The sequence below is a fragment of the Actibacterium atlanticum genome (assembly GCF_000671395.1).
GTDB lineage: Bacteria > Pseudomonadota > Alphaproteobacteria > Rhodobacterales > Rhodobacteraceae > Actibacterium_D > Actibacterium_D atlanticum.
Genome location: NZ_AQQY01000005.1, coordinates 13024 through 36239, shown reverse-complemented (window position 1 = coordinate 36239; position 23216 = coordinate 13024). Strand labels below are relative to the sequence as shown.

General features: G+C 59.4%; 19 protein-coding genes. 12 read left to right on the top strand and 7 right to left on the bottom strand.

Features of this window, described 5'->3' with window-relative positions; all coding sequences use genetic code 11:
• Nucleotides 1-6 precede the first annotated feature (6 nt).
• Entirely contained in the window at nucleotides 7-576 is a 570-nt protein-coding gene (locus ATO10_RS08745; protein ID WP_051598050.1) for a gamma-glutamylcyclotransferase family protein, read from the top strand.
• On the opposite strand, the gene xylB is transcribed toward ATO10_RS08745, so the two are convergent.
• The 4 genes from xylB to gltX all read right to left on the bottom strand — a co-directional run bounded on the left by xylB (nucleotide 560) and on the right by gltX (nucleotide 6458).
• Nucleotides 560-2011: a xylulokinase gene (gene xylB / locus ATO10_RS08740; RefSeq protein ID WP_035250558.1), complete on the bottom strand. Its 1452-nt coding sequence runs from the start codon at nucleotides 2009-2011 to the stop codon at nucleotides 560-562. The genes ATO10_RS08745 and xylB overlap by 17 nt on opposite strands.
• Nucleotides 2008-3516, bottom strand: coding sequence for a class I adenylate-forming enzyme family protein (locus ATO10_RS16390; RefSeq protein ID WP_162174089.1), 1509 nt, complete (start codon nucleotides 3514-3516; stop codon nucleotides 2008-2010). The genes xylB and ATO10_RS16390 overlap by 4 nt, the downstream gene beginning before the upstream one ends.
• A 124-nt stretch (nucleotides 3517-3640) precedes the next feature.
• The gene (locus ATO10_RS08730) at nucleotides 3641-5026 is read right to left on the bottom strand and encodes an MATE family efflux transporter (RefSeq protein WP_035250556.1); all 1386 of its coding nucleotides are present in this window, start codon (nucleotides 5024-5026) and stop codon (nucleotides 3641-3643) included.
• 112 nt (nucleotides 5027-5138) lie between these two features.
• Entirely contained in the window at nucleotides 5139-6458 is a 1320-nt protein-coding gene (gene gltX, locus ATO10_RS08725) for a glutamate--tRNA ligase (RefSeq protein ID WP_035250554.1), read from the bottom strand.
• A gap of 159 nt (nucleotides 6459-6617) precedes the next feature.
• On the opposite strand from gltX, the gene ATO10_RS08720 reads away from it, so the two are divergent.
• Together ATO10_RS08720 and ATO10_RS08715 are read left to right on the top strand one after the other, a co-directional pair.
• Nucleotides 6618-7541 (top strand): MBL fold metallo-hydrolase, encoded by a 924-nt coding sequence (locus ATO10_RS08720; protein ID WP_035250552.1) that lies wholly within the window; start codon nucleotides 6618-6620, stop codon nucleotides 7539-7541.
• A gap of 54 nt (nucleotides 7542-7595) precedes the next feature.
• The gene (locus ATO10_RS08715) at nucleotides 7596-8546 is read left to right on the top strand and encodes a 1-phosphofructokinase family hexose kinase (RefSeq protein WP_035250549.1); all 951 of its coding nucleotides are present in this window, start codon (nucleotides 7596-7598) and stop codon (nucleotides 8544-8546) included.
• On the opposite strand, the gene ATO10_RS08710 is transcribed toward ATO10_RS08715, so the two are convergent.
• Nucleotides 8543-8971 (bottom strand): DUF1801 domain-containing protein, encoded by a 429-nt coding sequence (locus tag ATO10_RS08710; RefSeq protein WP_035250546.1) that lies wholly within the window; start codon nucleotides 8969-8971, stop codon nucleotides 8543-8545. The genes ATO10_RS08715 and ATO10_RS08710 overlap by 4 nt on opposite strands.
• 148 nt (nucleotides 8972-9119) lie before the next feature.
• Here ATO10_RS08710 and ATO10_RS08705 point away from each other — a divergent pair, with 148 nt between their 5' ends.
• Nucleotides 9120-10607, top strand: a complete 1488-nt coding sequence (locus ATO10_RS08705) for a diguanylate cyclase (RefSeq protein WP_035250544.1) — start codon at nucleotides 9120-9122, stop codon at nucleotides 10605-10607.
• Here ATO10_RS08705 and ATO10_RS08700 read toward each other — a convergent pair.
• Complete coding sequence (locus ATO10_RS08700) at nucleotides 10604-12262, bottom strand: NAD+ synthase (RefSeq protein ID WP_035250541.1); 1659 nt, start codon at nucleotides 12260-12262, stop codon at nucleotides 10604-10606. The two genes, ATO10_RS08705 and ATO10_RS08700, sit on opposite strands and share 4 nt — an antisense overlap.
• A 167-nt stretch (nucleotides 12263-12429) precedes the next feature.
• On the opposite strand from ATO10_RS08700, the gene ATO10_RS08695 reads away from it, so the two are divergent.
• On the top strand, nucleotides 12430-13854 hold the full coding sequence (locus ATO10_RS08695; RefSeq protein ID WP_035251012.1) for an MORN repeat-containing protein: 1425 nt from the start codon (nucleotides 12430-12432) through the stop codon (nucleotides 13852-13854).
• 3 nt (nucleotides 13855-13857) lie between these two features.
• On the opposite strand, the gene ATO10_RS08690 is transcribed toward ATO10_RS08695, so the two are convergent.
• On the bottom strand, nucleotides 13858-14610 hold the full coding sequence (locus tag ATO10_RS08690; protein ID WP_337588302.1) for an SDR family NAD(P)-dependent oxidoreductase: 753 nt from the start codon (nucleotides 14608-14610) through the stop codon (nucleotides 13858-13860).
• Nucleotides 14611-14786: 176 nt separating this feature from the next.
• Here ATO10_RS08690 and ATO10_RS08685 point away from each other — a divergent pair, with 176 nt between their 5' ends.
• The 7 genes from ATO10_RS08685 (at nucleotide 14787) to ATO10_RS08655 (ending at nucleotide 23216) form a co-directional block, all read left to right on the top strand.
• Entirely contained in the window at nucleotides 14787-16331 is a 1545-nt protein-coding gene (locus ATO10_RS08685; protein ID WP_035250538.1) for a 2-isopropylmalate synthase, read from the top strand.
• Nucleotides 16332-16675: 344 nt separating this feature from the next.
• On the top strand, nucleotides 16676-17713 hold the full coding sequence (locus tag ATO10_RS08680) for a rod shape-determining protein (RefSeq protein ID WP_035250536.1): 1038 nt from the start codon (nucleotides 16676-16678) through the stop codon (nucleotides 17711-17713).
• Nucleotides 17714-17748: 35 nt separating this feature from the next.
• Nucleotides 17749-18666 (top strand): rod shape-determining protein MreC, encoded by a 918-nt coding sequence (gene mreC / locus ATO10_RS08675; RefSeq protein ID WP_051598048.1) that lies wholly within the window; start codon nucleotides 17749-17751, stop codon nucleotides 18664-18666.
• Nucleotides 18663-19202: a hypothetical protein gene (locus tag ATO10_RS08670; RefSeq protein WP_035250535.1), complete on the top strand. Its 540-nt coding sequence runs from the start codon at nucleotides 18663-18665 to the stop codon at nucleotides 19200-19202. The genes mreC and ATO10_RS08670 overlap by 4 nt, the downstream gene beginning before the upstream one ends.
• Nucleotides 19199-21145 (top strand): penicillin-binding protein 2, encoded by a 1947-nt coding sequence (gene mrdA, locus ATO10_RS08665; protein WP_035250534.1) that lies wholly within the window; start codon nucleotides 19199-19201, stop codon nucleotides 21143-21145. The genes ATO10_RS08670 and mrdA overlap by 4 nt, the downstream gene beginning before the upstream one ends.
• Nucleotides 21142-22287, top strand: coding sequence for a rod shape-determining protein RodA (rodA, locus tag ATO10_RS08660; protein WP_035250531.1), 1146 nt, complete (start codon nucleotides 21142-21144; stop codon nucleotides 22285-22287). The genes mrdA and rodA overlap by 4 nt, the downstream gene beginning before the upstream one ends.
• Entirely contained in the window at nucleotides 22284-23216 is a 933-nt protein-coding gene (locus ATO10_RS08655) for a 2-hydroxyacid dehydrogenase (RefSeq protein WP_035250528.1), read from the top strand. Before rodA ends, ATO10_RS08655 begins: the two co-directional genes overlap by 4 nt.

Genomic DNA, 23216 nt, shown 5'->3' with positions numbered 1-23216 from the left:
AATCGGATGGATGATCCACATTTCTTTGGCTATGGCTCTTTGGTGAACCGGGCCACCCATGACTACCCGCGTGCCACAACCGCGCAGGTGCAGGGATGGCGTCGTGTCTGGACCCACACCAAACTTCGCAAACTGGCTTTCCTTAGCGTCCATCCCGCGCCGGGCGCACAGATTGACGGCCTGATCGCGGCAGTTCCCGGCCATGACTGGGATGCGCTGGACACGCGAGAGCGCGCCTATGACCGGCATCTGGTCGCAGATCACAGCACCAGTTTGGATCAGGTTCATATCTATGCGGTCACCCCCGACCACATTGACGCGCCCGACGCGCGACACCCTATTTTATTGAGCTACATTGACGTCGTTGTCCAAGGCTTCCTGCGTGAATTTGGTGTCGAGGGCGCAGTGCGGTTCTTTGAAACCACCGACGGATGGGACACCCCGATTTTGGATGATCGTACAGCGCCGCTCTATCCGCGCCACCAACGGCTGACCCCCGAAGAAACCGCCTTTGTTGATACGCAATTGAGGCACCATGCACCGCCCCCGACGCGCCCCGCTATTGCACAGATTTGATCGCCGGATAGGTCGCACGATACTTCTCATAGGCCGTATCAAATGCGGCAGTCAGGCTTCTCTCAGGAGCAAAGATCTGACCAATCTTCGGTGGGGTCATCAGCGCCAGCGGATCACCCCCGCTTGCGGCACTTTGCCCTAATCGCGCAGCCCCCAATGCGGCGCCAAACTCGCCCCCTTCGGGTTTGGCCAGCGGGATATCCAGCACCGTTGCAATCAGCGCCAGCCAGTAGTGCGAAGCCGCCCCGCCGCCTATCGCAAACAGCGTCTCAAACCCGGCACCCGCGGCTTTCAGGCTTTGCAACGCATCCCGCAAGCTGAATGCCACGCCTTCAAGGACGGCCTGTGTCAGCTCTTCCGGGCCGGTGGCCATAGATAGCCCCGTCAGGCTGGCGCGGATATGAGCATCATTATGCGGTGTTCGTTCGCCTGAAAGGTAGGGCAGAAAACATGGCTGGCCGGGCGGGCGTAACACATCGCCCAGTGCGCCCGTCATCTGAGCCGGGGATTGCCCTGTGATCCGCGATAACCAGTTCACACTATCGGTCGCAGATAAGGTCACCCCCGCCTGCACCCACCGCCCCGGCACCGCATGGCAAAATGTATGCAACCCTGCGTCAGGGCGCGGATGACAGCCTTCGCGCGCGCCCAGCAAAACGCCCGACGTTCCCAACGACACGAACCCCTGCCCTTCGGCTATCGCGCCGATACCACAGGCCGCGGCCGCATTGTCGCCAGCACCCGCGGCCACCACGACTTTGCCCGACAGTCCCCAACGCTGCGCCAATGCCTCACGCAATTGCCCCACCGGCTCGGTTCCTTCGGCCAGATCTGGCATCTGATCGCGCCGCATCCCGCCCATCGTCAGCAATTCATCTGACCAGTCGCGCGCCTGCACATCCAACCATGACGTGCCGCTTGCGTCAGACATATCCGCGACATAGTGGCCCGTCAGATAGAAGTTCACGTAAGCCGCAGGCAGCAATACTTTGGCGGTACGATCAAAAAGCTCGGGTTCGTGTGTGCGGACCCATTCCAGCTTGGGCGCTGTAAAACCCGGAAAGACGATATTGCCCGACGTTTCCCGCATGCCTTCCAGCCCATCCAGCCGCGCCGCCTGCGCACTGGAACGTGTGTCATTCCAGAGAATACAGGGGCGGAGCACCTTGCCCTGAGCATCCAGCAAAACCGCGCCATGCATGTGGCCTGAAACGCCAATTCCCCGCACATCTGCAAAGTCGGGTGTCTTACGGGCCAGATCATCCAACGCAGCGTCAATGGCGGCGATCCAATCGGCCGGATCTTGCTCTGACCATCCAGGATGCGGATGGCGCGCTGCATAGTGTTTCTCGGCAGAGGCCAAAGGCGCGCCATCTTCATCCACCAGTAAGGCCCGCAAGCCAGAGGTGCCAAAATCAATTCCCAGATAGCTCATGGCTCAAGATTAGATGCCAGTCGCTCTTGCGCCAAGGCGCGCAACGCGGTGCGGTCAATCTTGCCTGCAGCGGACTTTGGAATTTCGACCCCGTCCAGAACCTGTCGCGGCAGTTTGTAGCCGGCCAACTGTGACATCAGATGCGCGCGGATCGCATCGCAATCGGGTTGCTGGTTGTTGTGCAAGTTGATGAAAGCCACCAAGACTTCATCGCCGCGCAGGGTTGGTACGGCAGTCAGTGCTGCCTCTGTGATCCCGGGATAGTTCATAAGCGCGCCTTCTACCTCGGCGGGGGAAACCTGAAATCCACGCACTTTCAGAATGTCTTTGGTACGACCCCGCAAGAACAGATGACCATCCATGTCCACTTCGGCCAGATCGCCGGTACGCAGCCAGCCCGGTTCAGGGAAACTGTCGGCATTGGCCCGCTGTGCGTTCACGTAACCCGCCATTACCTGCGGTCCGCTTAGCCACAGCTCCCCGACCTGATTAGCGCCCAGATCACCACCGGTTTGCGGGTCAACGATGCGGGCACGCGCCCCCGCCATCAGCAACCCGCAAGAGCCTTTTCGGGCCTGCGCGCGCGGGGCAATGTGGGAGAAAGAGCTTAACTCGGTCATACCGAAGCCTTCGCAAACGGTGCACGCCAAGCGCGCCTCCAGCGCGTCTTGAACCGTATCACCCAAAGGTGCCGCCGCCGACAGAATGTAGTCTATCGAGGACAGATCCGCCTGCACTGCCGCAGGATGGGCCAACAGAAGACTTGCGGCGGGCGGCACGATGAACAGCTGCGACATGCGATAGTTGTCGATCAGGTCCACCGCCAAAGGCACGTCAAACCGCGGTAAGGTCACGACATGCCCGCCCGAGATCAGATAGGCATTCATCACCGTCGCCAGACCGTAAATATGAAAAAACGGCAAAAAGCCCAGCGTTGCTTCACCCGGCTTCACCTCAATCATCTGCATGGTGGCGGCCAGATTACAGACGATGTTGGCATGGGTCAGGGGCACCCCCTTTGGCACACCTGTGGTGCCCGACGAAAAGGGCATCAAGGCCAAACCCTCAGGCTCTGGCTCGTGCAGCTGTGGAATCGGCGCACCCAGCCAAGGCGCCAGTGGCTCGGCCGCGTCCGGTACCATAGCAAAGACGCTCAGATCGCCACCGGGAAGCTTGTCGACCATATCTGACTGCGTAAAAACCGCCGTCGCGTCCGAGGCTTTGATCTGTCTGGCAATCTCGGGCGCGGTGTAGGCCGGGTTGACCGGTGTCACCACGCAGCCGATCCCCAGTAAGGCGTGAAATACCACACACCACTGGGGCGAATTCGGCAGGATAAGCGCGACGACCTGTCCTCTGCCCAGACCTGCGGCTTTCAACCCGCCCGCCAGCGCATGAATTTGATCACGCAGTGCCGCACCCGTCAGGCTGTATCCCGTGATCCCATCGCTGATCACAATCTGATCCTGTCGCTCTTGCAGGCTGTGCAAGAGTTTCGATGTCACGCTGCCCCTCACTGGCTCAGGCAAGCGGTAATTGCTTACGATCGGCTCCATGCTTTTCCCGTTCATCCCTGCCCCTACGTTAAGAGATTTGGAGACGCGAACAAGACTCTTGTGATACTTGGGTCTATCGGCGGAACCGGGCCATGGCCAAGAGCCGCGCTTGACGCGCAAACGCCGACGGGTGCGCGGCCGCACGATCACAACGCAGCAAACGGGCGGCAAGACCATAGGCCGCCACTGCAAAGACCAGCCCGCCGACAGCCTGACCAATCAACACACCAGCCGCGCCATACCAAGCCGCCCCGACTATAACGAAGGGGATCGTGCCAATGGTGTGGCGGCCCCAGTTGATCAGGGTCGAATTAAACGGCTGACCCAAATTGTTGAACGCCGCGTTCGACACAAAGATCACGCCGTTGAAAAAGAACGCCAAAGCCAAGGGGCCACAAAACAGGTAAACCAGCTCTCGGGCTTGCCCGGTCGCGTCAAACAAGTCGGCTATGGGCGCGCGCAGGGCAAACAGCAACGCCGTTACTGACAATGTGACAATCCCCGTAAACAACAACGCGTCAAAATAGGACCGGCGCACGCGCTCATAGGCCTGCGCGCCATAGTTTTGGCCGATCACCGGGCCAACCGCGCCAGACAGGGCAAAGATCACACCGAAGGCAACCGGCGTAAGGCGCCCGACAATGGCCATGCCGGCCACCGCGTTTTCGCCGTACTCGGCCATGGCGCGGGTGACATAGGCCTGCCCCACCGGAGTCGCCAGCTGCGTCAGGATCGCGGGGACTGCGATCTTGGCAATGATGGGTAAATCTTGCGCAAACTGCGTTTTGGAGGGTATCGCGAACCCGCCGTGGTGGCGGATCAGCGGCATCAGAGAAGCCGCCGCGATGGTGATCCGTGCCGCGACACTGGCCAGCGCCGCGCCTGTCAGGTCCAACCCAAACCCGAAAATCAAAATCGGGTCCAGAACCGCATTCACCACGCCCCCCAGCACCGTCGCCATCATCGAGCGCCGTGCATCCCCGTGAGCGCGCAGCACCGCGCCTCCGATCATCCCGGCGATCAAAATCGGCAGGCTGGGCACAATGATCTGCAGATAGTGAACAGCAAGATCCAATGTCGCGCCCTGCGCGCCCAGCATCGCGGTGAGCGGGCGGATATAAATCCAAACGACCAGCGTAAAGACAGCACCGATACAGACGCCGTAAAATAAAGCCGTCGTCGCGCGCTGACGCGCCATATTGGCGTCCTCGGCCCCAAGCGCCCGCGCCACCAACGCCCCTGCCGATATTGCCGTGCCAATTCCAAAGGACGAGGTGAAAAACAAAATCGCGCCTGCGTATCCCACGGCGGCGGCCAGCTCGGCCTGCCCCAACATGGAAATGAATAGCATGTCGACCAGATCAACCAGAAAGATCGCCATCAACCCGACCGAAGCAGTCAACGACATCACGGTGATGTGGCGCAGAAGATTGCCGTGCAAGAATTTTGCGTCAGACATGAGGGCTCCTTTGCCCGCATCATGACGCTTTGCGCGGCTTCCCACAATTCAAAGCCCGCGCACATATGGCTGTGCGCGGGCTTTGAAGGACGAATAGGTCAGATTGACCGGATTAACCGGGTTTCTTTTGCAACAGCGGCAGCACGTCGGACATGTCCGGGCCGCGTTCGCGGCCTGTGACGGCCTTGCGCAGTGGCATGAACAGGCCTTTGCCTTTGCGACCGGTGGCTTCTTTCACCGCTTTGGTCCAGTTGCCCCAACTGTCGGCGCTATAGGGCGGCTCGGGCAACATGTCGAAAGCCTGCGCGATAAACTCGGCGTCCTCATCTGCGACAAGCGGTTCGGCACCGTTCTGGAACAGGTCCCACCACGGCGCCATATCGGCTTTGACGGTGATGTTTTCGCGCACCACGTTCCAGAAGGCCTCGGCCTTGTCGGCAGGCACACCCAGCGCGGCCACGTCAGCGGCCACGACATCCAGCGGCAATTCGTTCAGGATACGCGCCGTCAGCGGGAACAGGTCCTGCACGTCGAACTTGGTCGGAGCAGAGCCGAAATGGGCGATGTCGAACCCGTCGACCAGTTCATCCATGCTGGAACGCAGCTCGACCGGTTGGCTGGACCCCAACCGCGCCATCAGGCTCAGCAGCGCCATGGGCTCCACGCCCTGTTCGCGCAGATCGCGCAGGGCCAGCGTGCCCAGACGTTTGGAAAGGGCCTCGCCCTGCGGGCCGGTCAGCAGCGAATGGTGCGCGAATGACGGCACAGTGCCGCCCAGCGCGCGGATCATCTGAATCTGCGTCGCAGTGTTGGTGACGTGATCGGAGCCGCGCACGACGTTGGTCACACCCATCTCGGTGTCATCGACAACCGAGGCCAGCGTGTACAGGAACTGCCCATCACCCCGGATCAGCACCGGGTCCGACACCGAAGCGGCATCGATCGAGATGTCGCCCAGAATGCCATCGGTCCAGTCAATCCGTTCGTGGTCCAGCTTGAAGCGCCAGTGGCCCTGCCCGCGCTCTTCGCGCAGCTTTGCCTTTTCGTCATCCGACAGGTTCAGCGCGGCGCGGTCATAGACCGGCGGCTTACCCATGTTCAGCTGTTTCTTGCGTTTCAGGTCCAGTTCGGTGGGGGTTTCGAAACACTCATAAAACCGGCCCATCTCGCGCAGCTGATCGGCGGCAGCCTCGTAGCGTTCAATACGGGCGGACTGGTGTTCGATCCGGTCCCATTCAATGCCAAGCCACTCCAGATCCTGCTGAATCGCGTCGACATATTCCTGCTTGGAACGTTCCGGGTCGGTGTCATCAATGCGCAGGATGAACTGGCCGCCCGCCTTGCGGGTGATCAGATAGTTGAACAGCGCGGTGCGCAGGTTGCCCACATGGATATAGCCGGTGGGCGACGGTGCGAAGCGGGTGACGGTCATGCGAGGACTCCGAAAAAATCAGCCCTGCGTTTTTCACAATGGGGGGGCTTTGTCCACACCCGCAGACGCGCACGCATTCGTGACACCCCGGCATTTTGCCAAATTCGATGTGCGCGCTACCCTTCATACATTCTTTACTTGCTGCGAAAGGAGTCGCACATGACCGCCTCTTTCCCTCTCTCTCGTCGTCAGGCCCTTTTGGGGGCGGCGGCTTTGCCCCTGACCGCCGGGGCCGTGCGCGCGGCGGCCCCGATGCAAAGTATGACAGTTGCCAAGGCGAACAGGTTCAAGCTTGGATCGTTCGAAGTAACCGCTTTGCTGGCTGGCACCCGGACAGTTGAAAACCCACAAAACATCTTTGGCATGAATGTGGATGCGGCGGAGTTTGGCGCGGTGTCAGACTCTCATTTGATCCCTACTGACAAGGCGCAGTTCTTTTTCACCCCCACCGTGGTGAACACCGGTTCACAACTTATCCTGTTTGACACCGGTCTGAATGCCGGCGGGATAAGCGATGCTTTGGCGGTGGCGGGCTATACCCCCGATCAGGTGGACGTGGTGGTCCTGACGCACATGCATGGCGACCATATCGGTGGTCTGACGGGCGATGCTGGCGCGACCTTCACCAATGCCGCTTATGTGACCGGCGCGGCCGAGTATGACTTCTGGGCCGGGGCCGAAAACGAACGCTTCGATCAGAAAGTGAAACCTCTGGCCGAAAAGATGACCTTTCTGGACGATGGGGGTGCGGTGGCCTCGGGCATCACCGCGGTGGCCGCACAGGGGCACACGCCGGGCCACATGACCTATATGCTGGAAAGCGATGGCCAGCAGCTGATGCTGATTGCAGATGCCGCCAACCACTATGTCTGGTCGCTGGGTTACCCCGATTGGGAGGTCAAGTTTGACCGCGATAAGGCCGCCGCTGCTGCGACCCGGCGCAAGCTGTTTGGCATGCTGGCCGCCGACAAAGTGCCTTTCATCGGTTATCATATGCCATGGCCCGCAATGGGATATGCCACCGCGCGTGGCGATGGCTTCGAATATGTGCCGGCAAGCTATCAGATGATGCTGAACGGCTAGACCCCTTGGCTTGGGGGTGGCAAGCTGCGGCAAAACCATCCCCAAGGCGCTTTTATGCAAGACATCCTGACCGTCACGCTGAATCCTGCCGTTGATCTGTCGACTTCGGCAGATAGCGTCAATGCTGATCACAAACTGAGATGCGACCGCCCGGTCACCGATCCGGGCGGTGGCGGGATCAACGTCTCGCGCGCTGTGCGTCAGCTTGGCGGGCAAAGCCGCGCGCTGATTGCGATTTGCGGGCCAAACGGCAAAAAGCTGCGGCATCTTCTTATGGACGAAGGCATCGCTGTATTGCCCGTACGCGCGCCCGGTGAAACGCGGCTCAGCCTTGCCGTAACCGACCGCGAAACCGGGCAGCAATATCGCTTTGTCATGCCCGGCCCGGACTGGGATGAAGACCACGTCCAGAACGTCTTGAAAACCGCATCGGGAGCCGTTCCCGATGAAGGCTATGTGGTTTTGTCGGGCTCTATGCCGCCGGGTGTTTCAGATACCTTTCCGGCACAGCTGTGCACCGCGCTTCAGGACGGCGACACCAAGGTCATCGCCGATACTTCTGGCGCGGCGCTCACGGCTTTGGCGGCAGGCAACGGACCGGCACCTTACGTGCTGCGCATGGATCAGGCCGAAGCTGAAGAACTGGCCGGGCGCGCCCTGCCCTCGCGCCATGATAGCGTCGGATTTGCTGCTGAACTGGTGGCACGGGGGGCTGCGCAGGTTGTTGTGGTGGCGCGCGGTGCTGATGGCTCGGTTCTGGCCAGCGCTGATCAACGTCTGCACGCCATGGCCGCAGATGTACCCGTGGTGTCCAAGGTCGGTGCGGGCGACAGTTTTGTCGGTGGCTTTACCCTGGCACTGGCCCGGGGATGCGATTTGGGCACGGCCTTGCAGCGGGGCGCGGCCTCGGCCTCGGCCGCCGTGATGACCGCCGCAACCGAGCTGTGCCGCCGAGAAGATGCCGAAGCATTGATTGCGCAATGTCCGCTTAGCGATTTGGCTTAGCTGGGCGTCACTGGCCAGCGTTGATCAAGGTCTTTCAAACCCGCGCGGATCAATTCGGCAAGAACCTCTTGGTCAATATCTGCAAGTTTATTGAAATAGAGGCAGGACTTGCCCGTCTTATGCTTGCCCAAACGGCCCAAAATACCGTCAAAATTTGCATATCCCGGCATGATATAGACGGAAAAGTTCGCCTTACGCGGCGAAAAACCTGTGGCCAGAAAATCGCCTTCGCGCCCACTGGCATAGCGATAGTGATACCGGCCATAGCCAATGATGCTTGGTCCCCACATGACCGGGGAATACCCAGTAACCCGTTGAAAAAGCGCATCTAACTCAATCGATTCCGCTTGCTTTCGCTCAGGCACGACGCCTGAAAGAAAAGCTGAAACGGTTTGGTCTGTGGATTGGGTTTTGTTTTGCGCCATGGGAAGATGATGGCACGAAGAACGTCCCCAACAAAACATACATTTGAAACTAACTATTAGCCGTTGATGACGCCCTTGTTCACCTTTTGAAAACCCCTGCCCCAAATGATCGCTGCGGGGGCTCAAGCCATCTATCGAGGGGTGCTTTATGCCAGACGGCTCTAACGTGAATCAGCTGGAACAAAAAGACAGCAAAAACCGATTGCGCAGCACGCGAGAGGTTTTGAACACCATGGAACAAGGAGTCCTTGTATGGACCGATGACGGGGTCTGCGAAATGCACACAGACCGCGTCCTTAAAGTTCTGGAGATTGACAGCAACGCGCTTTACCCGGGGATTACGCGCGAAGAATTCCTGCAAATGTCTGTGGATCGGGGCGAAATCACATCGCAGACCAAAGACGATGCGCAGTCGAAGTTCAGCATGAAAGCGACCTTTGCATTTGACCGAGTTTTGCCATCAGGCCGGGTGGTCTCTACCAATGTGCGCCCGCTGGAGTCAGGTGGATTCGTGGTAACATTTACCGATGTTTCCGAAGCCCGCCGCGCCGCGCAGGAACTTGAAGACGCAAAAAAGGCCTCGCAACAGGCAGAGTTGAAGGCACTGCGCACCCTTGCCGCCGAGCAGATCTGGAAAAACGAAGCCAAGCTGCTGGCCGAGCTGGATGAATGGCTACAGGTCTGCAAATCCCTGAAGGAACTCTATGAAATCGTTGGCGCGTTCATGCCGCGCATCCTGCCTGCCACCAAAGGCGAGCTGTACATCTACTCCAATTCGCGGGACGTGCTGGATGGTGCCTGTGAATGGGGTGGCAACAACATGCACGAACATATCGCGCCGGATTCATGTTGGGCGCTGCGGCGCGGGCGCCATTACCACCACACGCCAAGTGTGCTGGGTTTTTGTTGTGATCATGTGAAGGAGCACACCGCCGACACCAAGAACCTGGACTATCTGTGCATCCCCATCGTCGCCCATGGTGACACTGTCGGGCTGCTGCATGTCGGCTTTCCAGAGGATGCGCTTGAAGAAGAGACCGAAGCCAGCCTGCGGTTCACCAACCAATGCGCCGAACACATCAGCCTTGCTGTAGCCAACGTGAAACTGCGCGACGAACTGCATGATCAGTCCACGCGCGACCCGCTGACCGGGCTGTACAACAGGCGCTTCTTTATGGAGGCGTTTCGCAATGAGCTGAACATGTCACAACGCAAGGATGATGCCCTTTCGATCCTGTCCTTCGATGCCGACAAGTTCAAAACCTTCAATGACAACCACGGCCATGACGCCGGCGATATGGTGTTGCGCGCCATCGGCGAGAAAATGGGAGAGATCATGCGCAGCGATGATGTGTGCTGCCGCTTTGGCGGGGAAGAGTTCGTCGTCTTGCTACCCAAGACCAAGCTTGATGATGCCTTGACCGCGGCCGAGAAACTGCGCTCTGCCATCGAAGACACCAAGATCCGCTATGGCTCCGGCAACCTGCCCCGCGTGACAGTGTCCATTGGCGTGTCCAGCTTTCCCGAACACGGGAACATGCCTCAGGACTTGCTGAACGCCGCAGACGAAGCGCTGTATGCCGCCAAGGATGCCGGGCGAAATTGTATCCGCTCGGCTTGCGCAGTTGAGGATTAAGACGGGTCGCGCCAGCGGCTGACGATCGGATAGCGGCGGTCCAGCCAGAATGATCGCTTGGTCAACCGCGTTCCGGGCGCAGACTGGAAGCGCTTGTACTCGCTGATGTAGATCAGGTGTTCGACCTTCTTGACCATGTCGCGATCAAACCCGTCGGCGACCAGATCGGCGACGGATTTTTCATCATCCACCAACCCAGTCAGAATCGCGTCCAGCACGTCATAGGGCGGCAAGCTGTCTTCGTCTTTCTGGTCTTCGCGCAGCTCGGCCGAGGGCGGCTTGTCGATCACGCGGGGCGGGATCACTTCACCCGCAGGGCCCATCATCCAGTCGCGATGATTGGCGTTGCGCCAGCGGCAGGTTTCAAACACGCGGGTTTTGTACATGTCTTTGATCGGGTTATAGCCCCCGTTCATGTCACCATAAATCGTGGCGTAACCCACCGCGACCTCGGACTTGTTGCCGGTCGTCAGCAGCATCTCGCCAAACTTGTTGCTAAGCGCCATCAACAGTAGCCCGCGCAGACGGGATTGGATGTTTTCCTCGGTCACATCGGCATCCCGGCCTTCGAACAACGGTGCCAGAGTATCGGTGATCGCAGCACGCCCCTGTGCGATCGGCACATAGTCATAATGACAGCCCAGCGCCTTGGCGACAGCCTCGGCGTCATCCAGAGATTCTTGCGAGGTATACTCGGACGGCAGCATCACACAGCGCACGTTTTCGGCGCCCAGCGCGTCACAGGCAATCGTCGCCACAATCGCAGAATCAATCCCGCCCGACAGGCCCAGAACGACCTTCTTGAACCCGGTCTTGCCCATGTAGTCGCGTAGGGCAGTGACCATGGTGCGGTAATCTTGCTCCCACTCGTCAGGCATGTGCGCCAGTTCACCGGCTTCGGCCTGCCAACCATCCGTGGTGCGGGTGAAGTTGATGTGCTGGATGCATTCTTCGAACACCGGCAGTTGCAGGGCCAGTTGCCCATGCGGGTTCAACACGAATGTGCCGCCATCAAACACCTGATCATCCTGCCCGCCGACCATGTTCAGATAAACCAGCGGCAGGCCGGTTTCGACCACACGGGCGACCATGTGGTTGCGGCGCGTGTCCATTTTGTTGCGATAATACGGCGAACCATTGGGTACGACCAGAATTTCGGCTCCGGTTTCGGCAAGGGTTTCAGCCACGTCAGGGTGCCAGGAATCCTCGCACACCGGGCTGCCGATACGCACCCCGTTGATGTTGTATGGGCCACTGACATCGCCCGAGTCGAACAGGCGGACCTCGTCAAACACGGTTTCATTGGGCAGATGGTGTTTTAGCACCCGGTGCACGACCTTGCCGCCTTGCAAGATGTAGTAAGCATTGTGCAGCGCGATACCTTCATAGCAAGGACCACCGATGCCCATAGCCGGGCCATCCGCACAATCCGCAGCCAGTGCCTCGATCACGCGCACAGCTTCGGCCACGAAAACCGGCTTCATGATCAAATCCTGCGTCTGGTATCCGGTCACGAACATTTCGGGCAGCGCGATCATATCGGCACCGGCTTCGCGTGCTTGCACCCAAGCCGCACGCGCTTTGTCTGCGTTTGCTTGCAGAGCACCAACAGTCGGGTTCAGCTGCGCCAATGTCAGGCGGAATGTATCAGGCATCGGATCTCTCCTTGTCGAGAAACCTATTACCACGGCCACCGGCAAGTGAAAGCCGATAGATTGGGAAAAGCGTTGTCAGGGGGTGGGTGCTGAATTAACCTCTGGCCGAACAGGAAACGCCGGGAACGGCTGAATTATGGGGGCAAGCCGTGCGCAACGCAGGCAATATGCTGAAGTTAGCAATTCTGGGCGGTACCCTGGCCATGGGCACCCCGGCCGTTGCGCAAGATGGCCCGCCGGTTCAGACCAAACAGTACGATGATGGCGGCATCTATGAGGGCACGTTCAAAGACGGAGTCCAGCACGGACGCGGCACGTATCGCCTGCCTAACGGCTATGAATATACTGGCCAGTGGGACATGGGCGAGATCAGCGGCACCGGTGTCGCACGCTTTCCCAACGGGTCGGTCTATGAGGGCAGCTTTGCCAAAGGCAACCCCGAGGGTTTTGGCAAGATGATCTTCGCCGATGGGGGCAGCTACGAAGGCGATTGGCTGGCCGGTAAGATCACCGGCAACGGCCGCGCGGCTTATGCCAATGGGGTCACCTATGATGGCGGATTTGAAAACGCCATGCACCACGGTCAGGGCGTGATGACCAACCCCAATGGCTATGTTTATGATGGCACCTGGGAACAGGGCGTGAAAGCCGGCAAAGGCAAAATCACCTATCCGGATGGTGGGGTTTACGAAGGCGATATGGCCAATGGCCAACGTTCCGGTCAGGGCGTTCTGACCATGCCAGACGGGTTGATCTATGAAGGCGCCTGGAAAGATGGTCAGATCAATGGGCTGGGTAAACTGACACAATCAAACGGTGACGTATACCAGGGTCTGTTGGTCGCCGGAGAACGTCACGGCACCGGAAAGGTGACCTATGCAAACGGCGATGTTTATGAAGGCGGTTTCGCCAGTGATAAACGCCAGGGCAAGGGCACCTTCACCGGGACCGACGGGTACATTTATGTAGGCGACTGGCTGGCCGGGCGCATAGATGGACAGGGCAAAGTCACCTATCCCGATGGCTCGGTCTATGAAGGGTCGTTTCGCGACGACCTCGCCGATGGACAGGGTAAGATCACCTATCCAGACGGCGCCACCTATGAGGGCGGCTGGATCGCCGGGGTCATCGAAGGCAAAGGCGTGGCGACCTATACCAATGGTGTGGTCTATGACGGCGAGTTCAAAAACGCGCAAAATCACGGAATGGGCACGATGACGCTGGCCTCGGACGGGTATGAATATACTGGTCAATGGCAAGACGGGGTGCGCCATGGCATGGGCAAGACGACCTATGGCGATGGCACCGTCTATGAAGGGACCTTCGCCAACGGACAGCGCGACGGCCAAGGCACGATCACACAGCCAAGCGGCTTTAGCTACTCAGGTGCTTGGAAGAATGGCAAGATCGAGGGCAAAGGCATCGCCACCTACCCCAATGGCAACGTGTATGAAGGCATGTTTGTTGCCGATAAGCGGCAGGGTGAAGGCACGATGCGCTATATCAGCGGCGAGGAAGAAAGCGGCACGTGGCGCAACGGCGTTTTGACCACTGACGAGGAAACCTCTGAACCCGCTGCGCCCGCTGAGTAAAGTCTACCACGGCACGGGTTTTCCAGCCCAATCAAAGAACTGCCCGGTGTTTCCCGGGGTCAGGCCCTCAATCACATTAATCAGATTTCGGGCCGCTTGAGCGGGTTTCACCGTGCTGTGGCGGGCGGTGTAATCTTTGGTGAATTCTGTCTGGACTGTGCCGGGATGCAGCGCGACGCAGATCGCCTTGGGGTGCGTTCTGGCGATTTCAACAGAACTTGTGCGCAACGCCTGATTCAGCGCGGCCTTTGCCATCCGATAGGAATACCACCCGCCCAGCCGATTGTCGGTAATGGATCCCACCCGCGCCGACAAAACTGCCAATACCGCTCTGCGGTCGCGTGGCAGTAAACGCTGTGCATGGCGCATCACCAATGCAGGGCCGATGGCGTTGACGACGAATTGATCCGCCATGGCCTCGGCGCTGAGGGCTCGGAGAGATTTCTCGGGTGGGTGCCCTGCCCCGTGCAACTGCCCAGTGGCTATGAAAACCAGATCATAGGTGCCCTGCAATCGCTCCAACTGCGACGCGACCGCCTGCGGGTCGGTGACATCAAACCCATCCGCTTTGCGCGACAGCCCGTCCACGCTCCAGCCCTGCCGCGCGAGCTGCGCTGCAACAGCGCCGCCTATCCCGCCCGAGGCCCCAAGTATCAAAGCTTTCTGCATCATTTGCCTAGAACTGGAGCGCGGCAGCGGAATGTCCAGCCCATCCCAAATTCCGCTTTTCTTTTCGGATCGGGTGCGTATGATCACGCCCCATGACACGGATCGCACATATTCACATGCTTGCTCCCGCCGCCCTGCGCGGTGCGGATATCCGTGCTCTGCTTCTTCTTAGCCTGCCCTGAGCGCGCCTCGGCGCGGCCGCTCAGTGAGGGAAAAGCGCCGGATCAGCGACAAAGCTAAGTAAGACACGAAAGATCAGACAGATGACCTCTAAGGCAGACCAGGACCGCGTCCTGATTTTTGACACCACCCTGCGTGACGGCGAGCAAAGCCCCGGCGCAACCATGAGCCACGATGAGAAGCTGGAAATTGCCGAGATGCTGGACGACATGGGTGTCGACATCATCGAAGCCGGGTTTCCGATTGCATCAGAAGGCGACTTCGAAGCCGTTTCCCAGATCGCCGAGCGTTCCAAAAACGCCGTGATCTGTGGACTCTCGCGCGCCAATTTTAAAGACATTGATCGCTGTGCCGAGGCAGTGCGCAAATCTGCCCGTCCGCGCATCCACACCTTTATCGGCACCTCGCCGCTGCACCGCGCCATTCCAAACCTGAACAAGGACGAAATGGCCGACCTGATCCATGACACTGTCAGCCATGCCCGCAATCTGGTGGACAACGTGCAGTGGTCACCGATGGACGCCACACGGACCGAATTTGATTACCTGTGCCGGGTGATTGAGATCGCCATCAAAGCAGGCGCCACCACGATCAACATCCCCGACACGGTGGGCTACACCGCTCCACGTGAAAGCGCCGACCTGATTGCACGGCTGATCGAAGCCGTACCGGGCGCGGATGAAGTCATCTTTGCCACCCATTGCCACAACGATCTGGGCATGGCGACGGCGAACGCTCTGGCCGCAGTGGATGCGGGCGCGCGCCAGATTGAATGCACAATCAACGGTCTGGGCGAGCGCGCGGGCAACACCGCGCTGGAAGAAGTTGTGATGGCAATGAAGGTCCGCAACGACCTGATGCCCTTTCAAACCGGCATCGACACCACCAAAATCATGGCGATCTCTCGTCGGGTGGCAACGGTGTCGGGCTTTCAGGTTCAGTACAATAAAGCCATCGTTGGTAAGAACGCCTTCGCGCATGAAAGCGGTATCCATCAGGACGGCATGCTGAAGAACGCCGAAACGTTCGAAATCATGCGCCCCGAAGACATCGGTCTGTCTGAAAGCTCCTTGCCGCTGGGCAAGCACTCAGGCCGCGCTGCGCTGCGCGCCAAGCTTGAGGACATGGGCTATGAACTGGGCGATAACCAGCTGAAAGACGTATTCGTACGCTTCAAAGCGCTGGCTGACCGCAAGAAAGAAGTCTTTGACGAAGATATTGCCGCCCTGATGCGCGACAGTTCCTCGGAAGATGTCCACGACCACTTGCAGGTCAAGTTCCTGCGCGTGATCTGCGGCACCGAAGCCCCGCAATCGGCGGACCTGACACTGACGATCGATGGTGTTGATCACCAGTGCACCGCGCAAGGCGATGGCCCGGTGGACGCGACTTTCAACGCGGTCAAAGAACTCTTCCCTCATGGGGCGCGCCTGCAGCTTTATCAGGTGCATGCCGTAACACAGGGCACCGATGCGCAAGCCACCGTTTCGGTGCGGATGGAGGAAGACGGCAAGATCGTCACGGGTCAGTCGTCGGATACCGACACGGTCGTTGCGTCGGCCAAAGCCTATGTCAATGCGCTGAACCGTTTGCTGGTCCGGCGCGAAAAGACCAAGCCCGAAGCCTGATTTCAGGGTCGATTTTGTACCGGAAAGAGCGCCTGATCAGGCGTTCTTTTCACATTCGCCGCATAGGCGTGGGCGAATCGACCTGACCGGCCCTCGCCTATCAGGGCCATGCCAGCCGGTGGATCCGCCGATTTTCGGCCAAATGGCGATGTTCCAAACGTGCAAAATTCTATCGAAGCTTGAACAGGCAGGCCGCTTTAATTGATTGAATCCTGCAAGTGGCGATTTCACGCCAATTGCACGGCTTTGCGCCCTTTACCCTTGCACCTTCGGCAACCTATAACCTGTCATCGTTTCTCGCGCGCTGGCGCGGGCTTGGCTGTGGTTTAACAAGGCAAAATTACATGGCAAATTTTGGCGGGTTGTTTTCGTCTGATATGGCGATTGACCTGGGCACTGCGAACACGCTGGTTTACGTCAAGGGCAAGGGCGTTGTCCTAAACGAACCTTCGGTGGTGGCATTTCACGTGCGCGACGGGCGCAAACAGGTTCTGGCCGTGGGTGAAGACGCCAAGCTGATGCTGGGCCGCACACCGGGCAGCATCGAGGCGATCCGCCCGATGCGTGAAGGTGTCATTGCTGATTTCGACGTGGCCGAAGAGATGATCAAATACTTCATCCGGAAGGTCCACAAACGCACCACCTTTACCAAGCCCAAAATCATCGTCTGCGTGCCCCATGGTGCGACCCCCGTTGAAAAGCGCGCCATTCGCCAGTCGGTGTTGGGCGCGGGCGCGCGCCGTGCCGGTTTGATCGCAGAGCCCATTGCCGCCGCTATTGGTGCGGGCATGCCGATCACGGACCCGACCGGCTCGATGGTGGTCGACATTGGTGGCGGGACCACCGAGGTTGCGGTGCTTTCGCTGGGTGATATCGTTTATGCGCGATCAGTGCGCGTGGGCGGGGACCGGATGGATGACGCCGTGATTTCTTACCTGCGTCGCCAACAGAACCTTTTGATCGGTGAGGCAACCGCCGAACGTATCAAAACCTCGATTGGCACCTCGCGCATGCCAGATGACGGGCGCGGCGCGGCGATGCAAATTCGTGGCCGCGATCTGCTGAACGGTGTCCCCAAAGAGATTGAAATCAACCAGGCTCAGGTAGCCGAAGCCTTGGCCGAACCCGTACAGCAAATCTGCGAAGCGGTAATGATCGCGCTTGAGGCCACCCCGCCGGATCTGGCGGCGGACATCGTAGACCGGGGCGTCATGCTGACCGGCGGTGGCGCGCTGCTGGGCGAGCTGGATCTGGCCCTGCGTGAACAGACAGGGCTGAGCATTTCCGTCGCTGACGAGTCGCTAAATTGTGTTGCAATGGGCACCGGCAAGGCGCTTGAGTATGAAAAACAGCTGCGGCATGTCATAGATTACGACAGCTAATGAAATCAGCGCCCCGCGCCTGAAGAGAGGCCGCCGTGGCAAAAGACCGGCAAAACCAGTTCAATTACTCCCGCCCGATACGTCGTATCTTGGTGGGTGTTCTGGTTGTGTGCTTGTTGGCGATATTCCTTGTCTGGCGTGTCGACAGCCCGCGGATGGAACGATTCCGCGCAAACCTGGTAGACACCGTGGTCCCCAGCTTTGACTGGGTGCTGCTGCCGGTCACAGCGGTGGCCGGGATGGTTGAGGACTTCCAGTCCTATACCCGTATCTATCAGCAAAATCAGGAACTGCGCCGCGCTTTACAGCAGATGAAAGCCTGGAAAGAAGCCGCGCTACAACTGGAACAGGAAAACGCCAAGCTTCTGGACCTGAACAAAGTGCGGTTGGACCCGAAGTTGACGTTTATCACCGGGGTGGTGCTCGCAGATTCCGGCTCGCCCTATCGGCAATCGGTATTGCTGAATGTCGGGCGGCGCGACGGAATTATTGATGGCTGGGCCACCACCGATGGGCTGGGATTGGTCGGGCGCATTTCAGGCGTGGGTGAAAACAGCGCGCGGGTGATCTTGCTGACCGATTCAAACTCGCGCATCCCGGTAACGGTTCAGCCCTCTGGCCAACGTGCGATGCTGGCCGGCGACAACACCATCGCGCCCTTGCTGGATTTTGTTGAAAACCCCGAAGCGTTGCGCCCGGGGGACCGGGTCGTATCTTCGGGCGATGGCAAGGTTTTCCCGGCTGGGCTGCTGGTCGGGCAAGTTGCGCAAGGGGCTGACGGGCGCCTGCGCGTCCGGCTTTCTGCTGACTATGAGCAGCTGGAATTCCTGCGGGTCTTACGCAGCCATGAACGCGAGGTCATCTCGGATACCGGCGGATTGATCGCCGCGCCTCAGCTTCCGGTCGAAACCACAGAAGATCAGCAGTTCAGCGATGCGGAGGCGACGCAATGATCGGGGAGCAGACCCGCCAGCGCCTTCTGTATCAGGCGCTCTTTTCGGTGATGACCATCGGGTTTCTGTTTCTGCACATATTGCCGCTGAACGCGCTGCCAGCGATGTTCCCGGGGCCTGACATGGTGCTGTGTTTCGCATTGGTGTGGGTGTTGCGCCGGCCCGATTACTTGCCGCCTGTCTTGTTGGTCACCCTGATGTTGCTGTGTGACTTTGTCCTGCAGCGCCCTCCGGGGCTGTGGGCGATGATCGTGTTGATCGCAGCCGAGTTTCAGCGCAGCCGTTTTCAGGGAGAAGGCGATATCCCCTTTCTGGCCGAATGGGCCATCAGCGCGGCGATCATGACAGCGGCGACACTGGTAAATGACCTGACGCTTTATGTGGTGGGCGTGGCGCATTCCAGCGTTGCGTTTAGCGTGGTGCAAATCTTCATGAACATCGCCTTTTACCCTGTGGCGATGGGGATCTCGGTCTTTGGCGCGGGATTGCGCCGCCCTGCCCCCAGCGACTTTGAAGCCCGCGGAGGACACGCATGAAGCCATCCCCACGCGATACGGCGGAAAGCAAACGCAAGATCACCCGGCGCGGGCTGATCCTTGGCGGCGCGCAGCTGGTGTTCATGGGCGGGCTGACCTTTCGCATGCGCTATATGCAGGTGGAACAGGCCGATCAGTTCCGCCTTTTGGCGGAAGAAAACCGTATCAACATCCGCCTGATCCCACCGACCCGCGGGTTGATCTATGATCGCAATGGGTTGGTGTTGGCGCGAAACGAACAGAACTATCGTATCGTCATGGTTCGCGAGGATGTTGACGACGTAGACGAGGCGCTGGCGCGCATATCACGCATCATTCCAATGAGCCCCGAAGACCTTGCGCGCACCCGCAAAGAACTGAAACGCCGCAGTCCGTTTGTGCCCGTCACCGTGGCAGATCGTGTTACTTGGGATCAGGTCGCCGAAGTGGCGGTGAACGCCCCGGCCCTGCCCGGTGTCAGCCCCGAACGCGGATTGTCGCGAGAATATCCGATGGGCGCGGATTTTGCCCATGTGATTGGCTATGTCGGGCCCGTCTCGGATTACGATCTGTCGCGTCTTGAAGACCCGGATCCAGTGCTGCAAATCCCCCGGTTTCAGATAGGCAAAACCGGTGTTGAGGCAAAGATGGAGGGCGATCTGCGTGGGAGCGCAGGCACCCGACGGATCGAAGTCAACGCCGTGGGCCGGGTTATCCGAGAACTCAGCCGGGCCGAAGGTGAACAGGGCGCCGACATGCAGTTGACCGTAGATGCGGGGTTGCAAAACTTCATGCAGGCGCGGCTGGCGAATGAAAGTGCTGCGGCCGTGGTTATCGGTCTTGATAAGGGCGATATCCTTGGCATTGCCTCGGCCCCCACATTTGATCCCAACAAATTCGTGCGTGGGATTTCCGTGGCCGACTATCGCGCGTTGACGGAAAACACCTATCGCCCGCTGGCCAGTAAAACGGTTCAGGGCACCTACCCGCCCGGCTCGACCTTCAAAATGGTCACGGCACTGGCCGCGCTGGAGGCCGGGGTGATTGATCCCGATGAAACCGTTTACTGCCCGGGCCACCTTGAAGTCGGGAACCGGCGGTTCCATTGCTGGCGGCGCGGAGGACATGGTCAGGTCGATCTGAACAAGAGCCTCGAGCAGTCCTGCGATGTCTATTACTACGACGTTGCCCAGCGCGTCGGGATCGAGAAGATTTCAGAAATGGCACGCAAGCTGGGGTTGGGAACGCGCCATGACCTGCCGCTGTCAGCGGTGGCACAAGGGCTGGCCCCCACCAAGGCCTGGAAACGGGAAAAACGCGGCGCTGAATGGGTTGTGGGCGATACGCTGAACGCCTCTATCGGGCAAGGTTTTGTGTTGGCTTCGCCCTTGCAACTGGCGGTGATGACAGCACGGATTGCCACCGGTCGGGCGGTGACGCCGCGTATTCTGAAGTCCATTGAAGGAATCGAGCAGCCCTCGGGCGCTGGTGTGGATCTGGACATTTCCCCAGCTGCATTGTCCCATATCCGGCGCGGTATGTTCGATGTGTCCAACGCGCGACGCGGCACCGCCTATCGCACAAGGGTGGTGGATGACGCGTTGAAGCTGGCGGGGAAAACCGGCACCAGTCAGGTTCGCAACATCACCAAGGAAGAACGCGCCCGCGGTGTGTTTCGCAACGAAGACCTGCCGTGGGAACGCCGCGATCACGCGCTTTACGTGTGCTATGCGCCCGCCGACGATCCGCAGATCGCGGTGGCCGTGGTTGTGGAACATGGCGGCGGCGGATCCACGGCAGCGGCCCCGGTGGCGCGCGACATCGCCTTGCGGGCGCTCCATGATGACCTGCCCCCGCTTGAGGCCTACCCGGCCAATCAACGCCGCGAAGTAGAAGAACGTTTCGACGCGATGGATTTGATGCCGCCCCTGCCCAAACCCTCGCCGGGGCGCAGCCGCGCATGAGCTATCTTGAGCACAATATCAAGACGATCCCCAGCGGCTGGCGCAAGGTGCTGTTCGTGAACTGGGCTTTGGTCCTGTTGCTTACAGCGGTCGCCGGAGTTGGCTTCATGATGCTTTATTCGGTCGCAGGCGGGTCGATGACCCCGTGGGCCGAACCGCAAATGAAACGTTTCGCACTGGGTCTGGCCGCGATGTTCATTGTCGCCTTTATCCCGATCTGGTTTTGGCGCAACGTGGCAGCCGTGGCCTATCTGGCTTCGTTGATCCTGCTAATCCTCGTCGAGTTCATCGGAACAGTCGGTATGGGGGCGCAGCGTTGGATCGACCTTGGCTTTATCATGTTGCAACCCTCCGAGCTGACCAAGATCGCCTTGGTGATGCTGCTGGCGGGCTATTATGACGTGCTGCCGGTGAAGAAGGTCTCGCACCCTTTGTTCGTGGCCATTCCGGTTGTGCTGATCCTGTTGCCGACCTTTCTGGTCCTGAAACAACCAGATCTGGGCACCTCGCTTTTGTTGGTGATGGGGGGCGCGGTAGTGATGTTTGCAGCTGGCGTTCACTGGGCCTATTTCGCGGCGGTGACCGCAATGGGCGCGGGGCTTGTGGGCGGAGTCTTTGCGTCACGCGGCACAACCTGGCAGTTCCTGCAGGACTATCAATACCGGCGGATCGACACCTTTCTGGACCCGGCATCTGATCCGCTTGGTGCAGGGTATCATATTACCCAATCCAAGATCGCGCTTGGCTCGGGCGGGTGGACAGGACGCGGCTTTATGCAGGGCACCCAAAGCCGTCTGAACTTTCTGCCGGAAAAACACACCGACTTTATCTTTACGACCCTTGCCGAAGAATTCGGGTTTATCGGTGGGTTTTCATTGCTGGGGCTCTACGCCTTGATCTTGCTCTTTTGCCTGAGCGCCGCGTTCAAAACCAAAGACCGGTTTTCGTCGTTGCTGATCATCGGTATTGCGGCCACCTTCTTCTTTTTCTTCGCGTTGAACATGTCGATGGTGATGGGATTGGCACCGGTGGTTGGGGTGCCCTTGCCGCTGGTGTCATACGGTGGATCGGCGATGCTGGTGCTCATGGCCGCCTTTGGTCTTGTCCAAAGTGCCCACATCCACCGACCGAGGGGCCGATGAGTATCCGTCTTCTCTTTGCGGCCACGGCTGCGCGCTGGCCGGTCTACCAACCGCTGCTTGAGTCCGCTTTTGCGCGCCATGGGTTGATCGTTGAATGGGTGACAGAGGGCGCCGCAGCGCAGGTAGACTATATCATCTATGCGCCCGACAGCGCGTTGACCGACTTCACCCCGTTTATAAACTGCAAGGCCGTGCTAAGCCTTTGGGCCGGCGTTGAACGGATCATCGACAACCCGACTCTGACCCAACCTTTGTGTCGCATGGTCGATACGGGCATGACCGAAGGCATGGTTGAATGGGTCGTGGGCCACGTGATGCGTCATCACATCGGCGTAGATCGCTATGTGCCCGGGCTGAACGGCGATTGGGATCGTGTCATTCCACCTCTGGCCCGCGAACGTAAAATCGCGGTGCTGGGTTTGGGGCAGCTCGGAACGGCTTGCGCGCAGGCTTTGGCCGCACTTAACTTTCGGGTCGAAGGCTGGAGCCGCAACCCCAAATCTCGCGAAGGAATGGTCTGCCATCATGGGGATGCTGGCCTTCAGCTGGCCCTAAGCGAGGCAGATATGGCGGTGTTGCTGCTTCCCCAAACGCCCCAGACAGACAGCATTCTGAATGCGCAACGACTGGCTTTGATGAAACGTGGCGGTGTGGTGTTGAACCCGGGGCGCGGCCCGCTGGTTGACGATGACGCGCTGCTGGCCGCGTTGGATGACGGGCAAATCGGCCACGCCACGCTGGACGTATTTCGGATAGAGCCGCTGCCCCCCGAGCACCCATTTTGGCACCATCCCAAGATAACCATTACGCCGCATGTGGCGTCGGAAACACGGCCCATCACGGCCGCGCAAGTCATCGCCCGCAACATCGCGCATGGCGAGGCAGGCGAACCTTTCGAGTTTCTGGCAAACCCAGCTCAGGGATATTGA

What these genes read in the sequence shown, in the direction of transcription:
- gltX (WP_035250554.1), bottom strand. Translation starts at nt 6,458, where the DNA reads ATGACCGTCACCCGCTTCGCACCGTCGCCCACCGGCTATATCCATGTG.
- ATO10_RS08670 (WP_035250535.1), top strand. Translation starts at nt 18,663, where the DNA reads ATGATCGGGGAGCAGACCCGCCAGCGCCTTCTGTATCAGGCGCTCTTT.
- mrdA (WP_035250534.1), top strand. Translation starts at nt 19,199, where the DNA reads ATGAAGCCATCCCCACGCGATACGGCGGAAAGCAAACGCAAGATCACC.
- ATO10_RS08745 (WP_051598050.1), top strand. Translation starts at nt 7, where the DNA reads ATGGATGATCCACATTTCTTTGGCTATGGCTCTTTGGTGAACCGGGCC.
- xylB (WP_035250558.1), bottom strand. Translation starts at nt 2,011, where the DNA reads ATGAGCTATCTGGGAATTGATTTTGGCACCTCTGGCTTGCGGGCCTTA.
- ATO10_RS08680 (WP_035250536.1), top strand. Translation starts at nt 16,676, where the DNA reads ATGGCAAATTTTGGCGGGTTGTTTTCGTCTGATATGGCGATTGACCTG.
- ATO10_RS08655 (WP_035250528.1), top strand. Translation starts at nt 22,284, where the DNA reads ATGAGTATCCGTCTTCTCTTTGCGGCCACGGCTGCGCGCTGGCCGGTC.
- ATO10_RS08705 (WP_035250544.1), top strand. Translation starts at nt 9,120, where the DNA reads ATGCCAGACGGCTCTAACGTGAATCAGCTGGAACAAAAAGACAGCAAA.
- ATO10_RS08720 (WP_035250552.1), top strand. Translation starts at nt 6,618, where the DNA reads ATGACCGCCTCTTTCCCTCTCTCTCGTCGTCAGGCCCTTTTGGGGGCG.
- rodA (WP_035250531.1), top strand. Translation starts at nt 21,142, where the DNA reads ATGAGCTATCTTGAGCACAATATCAAGACGATCCCCAGCGGCTGGCGC.
- ATO10_RS08695 (WP_035251012.1), top strand. Translation starts at nt 12,430, where the DNA reads ATGCTGAAGTTAGCAATTCTGGGCGGTACCCTGGCCATGGGCACCCCG.
- ATO10_RS08730 (WP_035250556.1), bottom strand. Translation starts at nt 5,026, where the DNA reads ATGTCTGACGCAAAATTCTTGCACGGCAATCTTCTGCGCCACATCACC.
- ATO10_RS08715 (WP_035250549.1), top strand. Translation starts at nt 7,596, where the DNA reads ATGCAAGACATCCTGACCGTCACGCTGAATCCTGCCGTTGATCTGTCG.
- ATO10_RS08710 (WP_035250546.1), bottom strand. Translation starts at nt 8,971, where the DNA reads ATGGCGCAAAACAAAACCCAATCCACAGACCAAACCGTTTCAGCTTTT.
- ATO10_RS08685 (WP_035250538.1), top strand. Translation starts at nt 14,787, where the DNA reads ATGACCTCTAAGGCAGACCAGGACCGCGTCCTGATTTTTGACACCACC.
- ATO10_RS08700 (WP_035250541.1), bottom strand. Translation starts at nt 12,262, where the DNA reads ATGCCTGATACATTCCGCCTGACATTGGCGCAGCTGAACCCGACTGTT.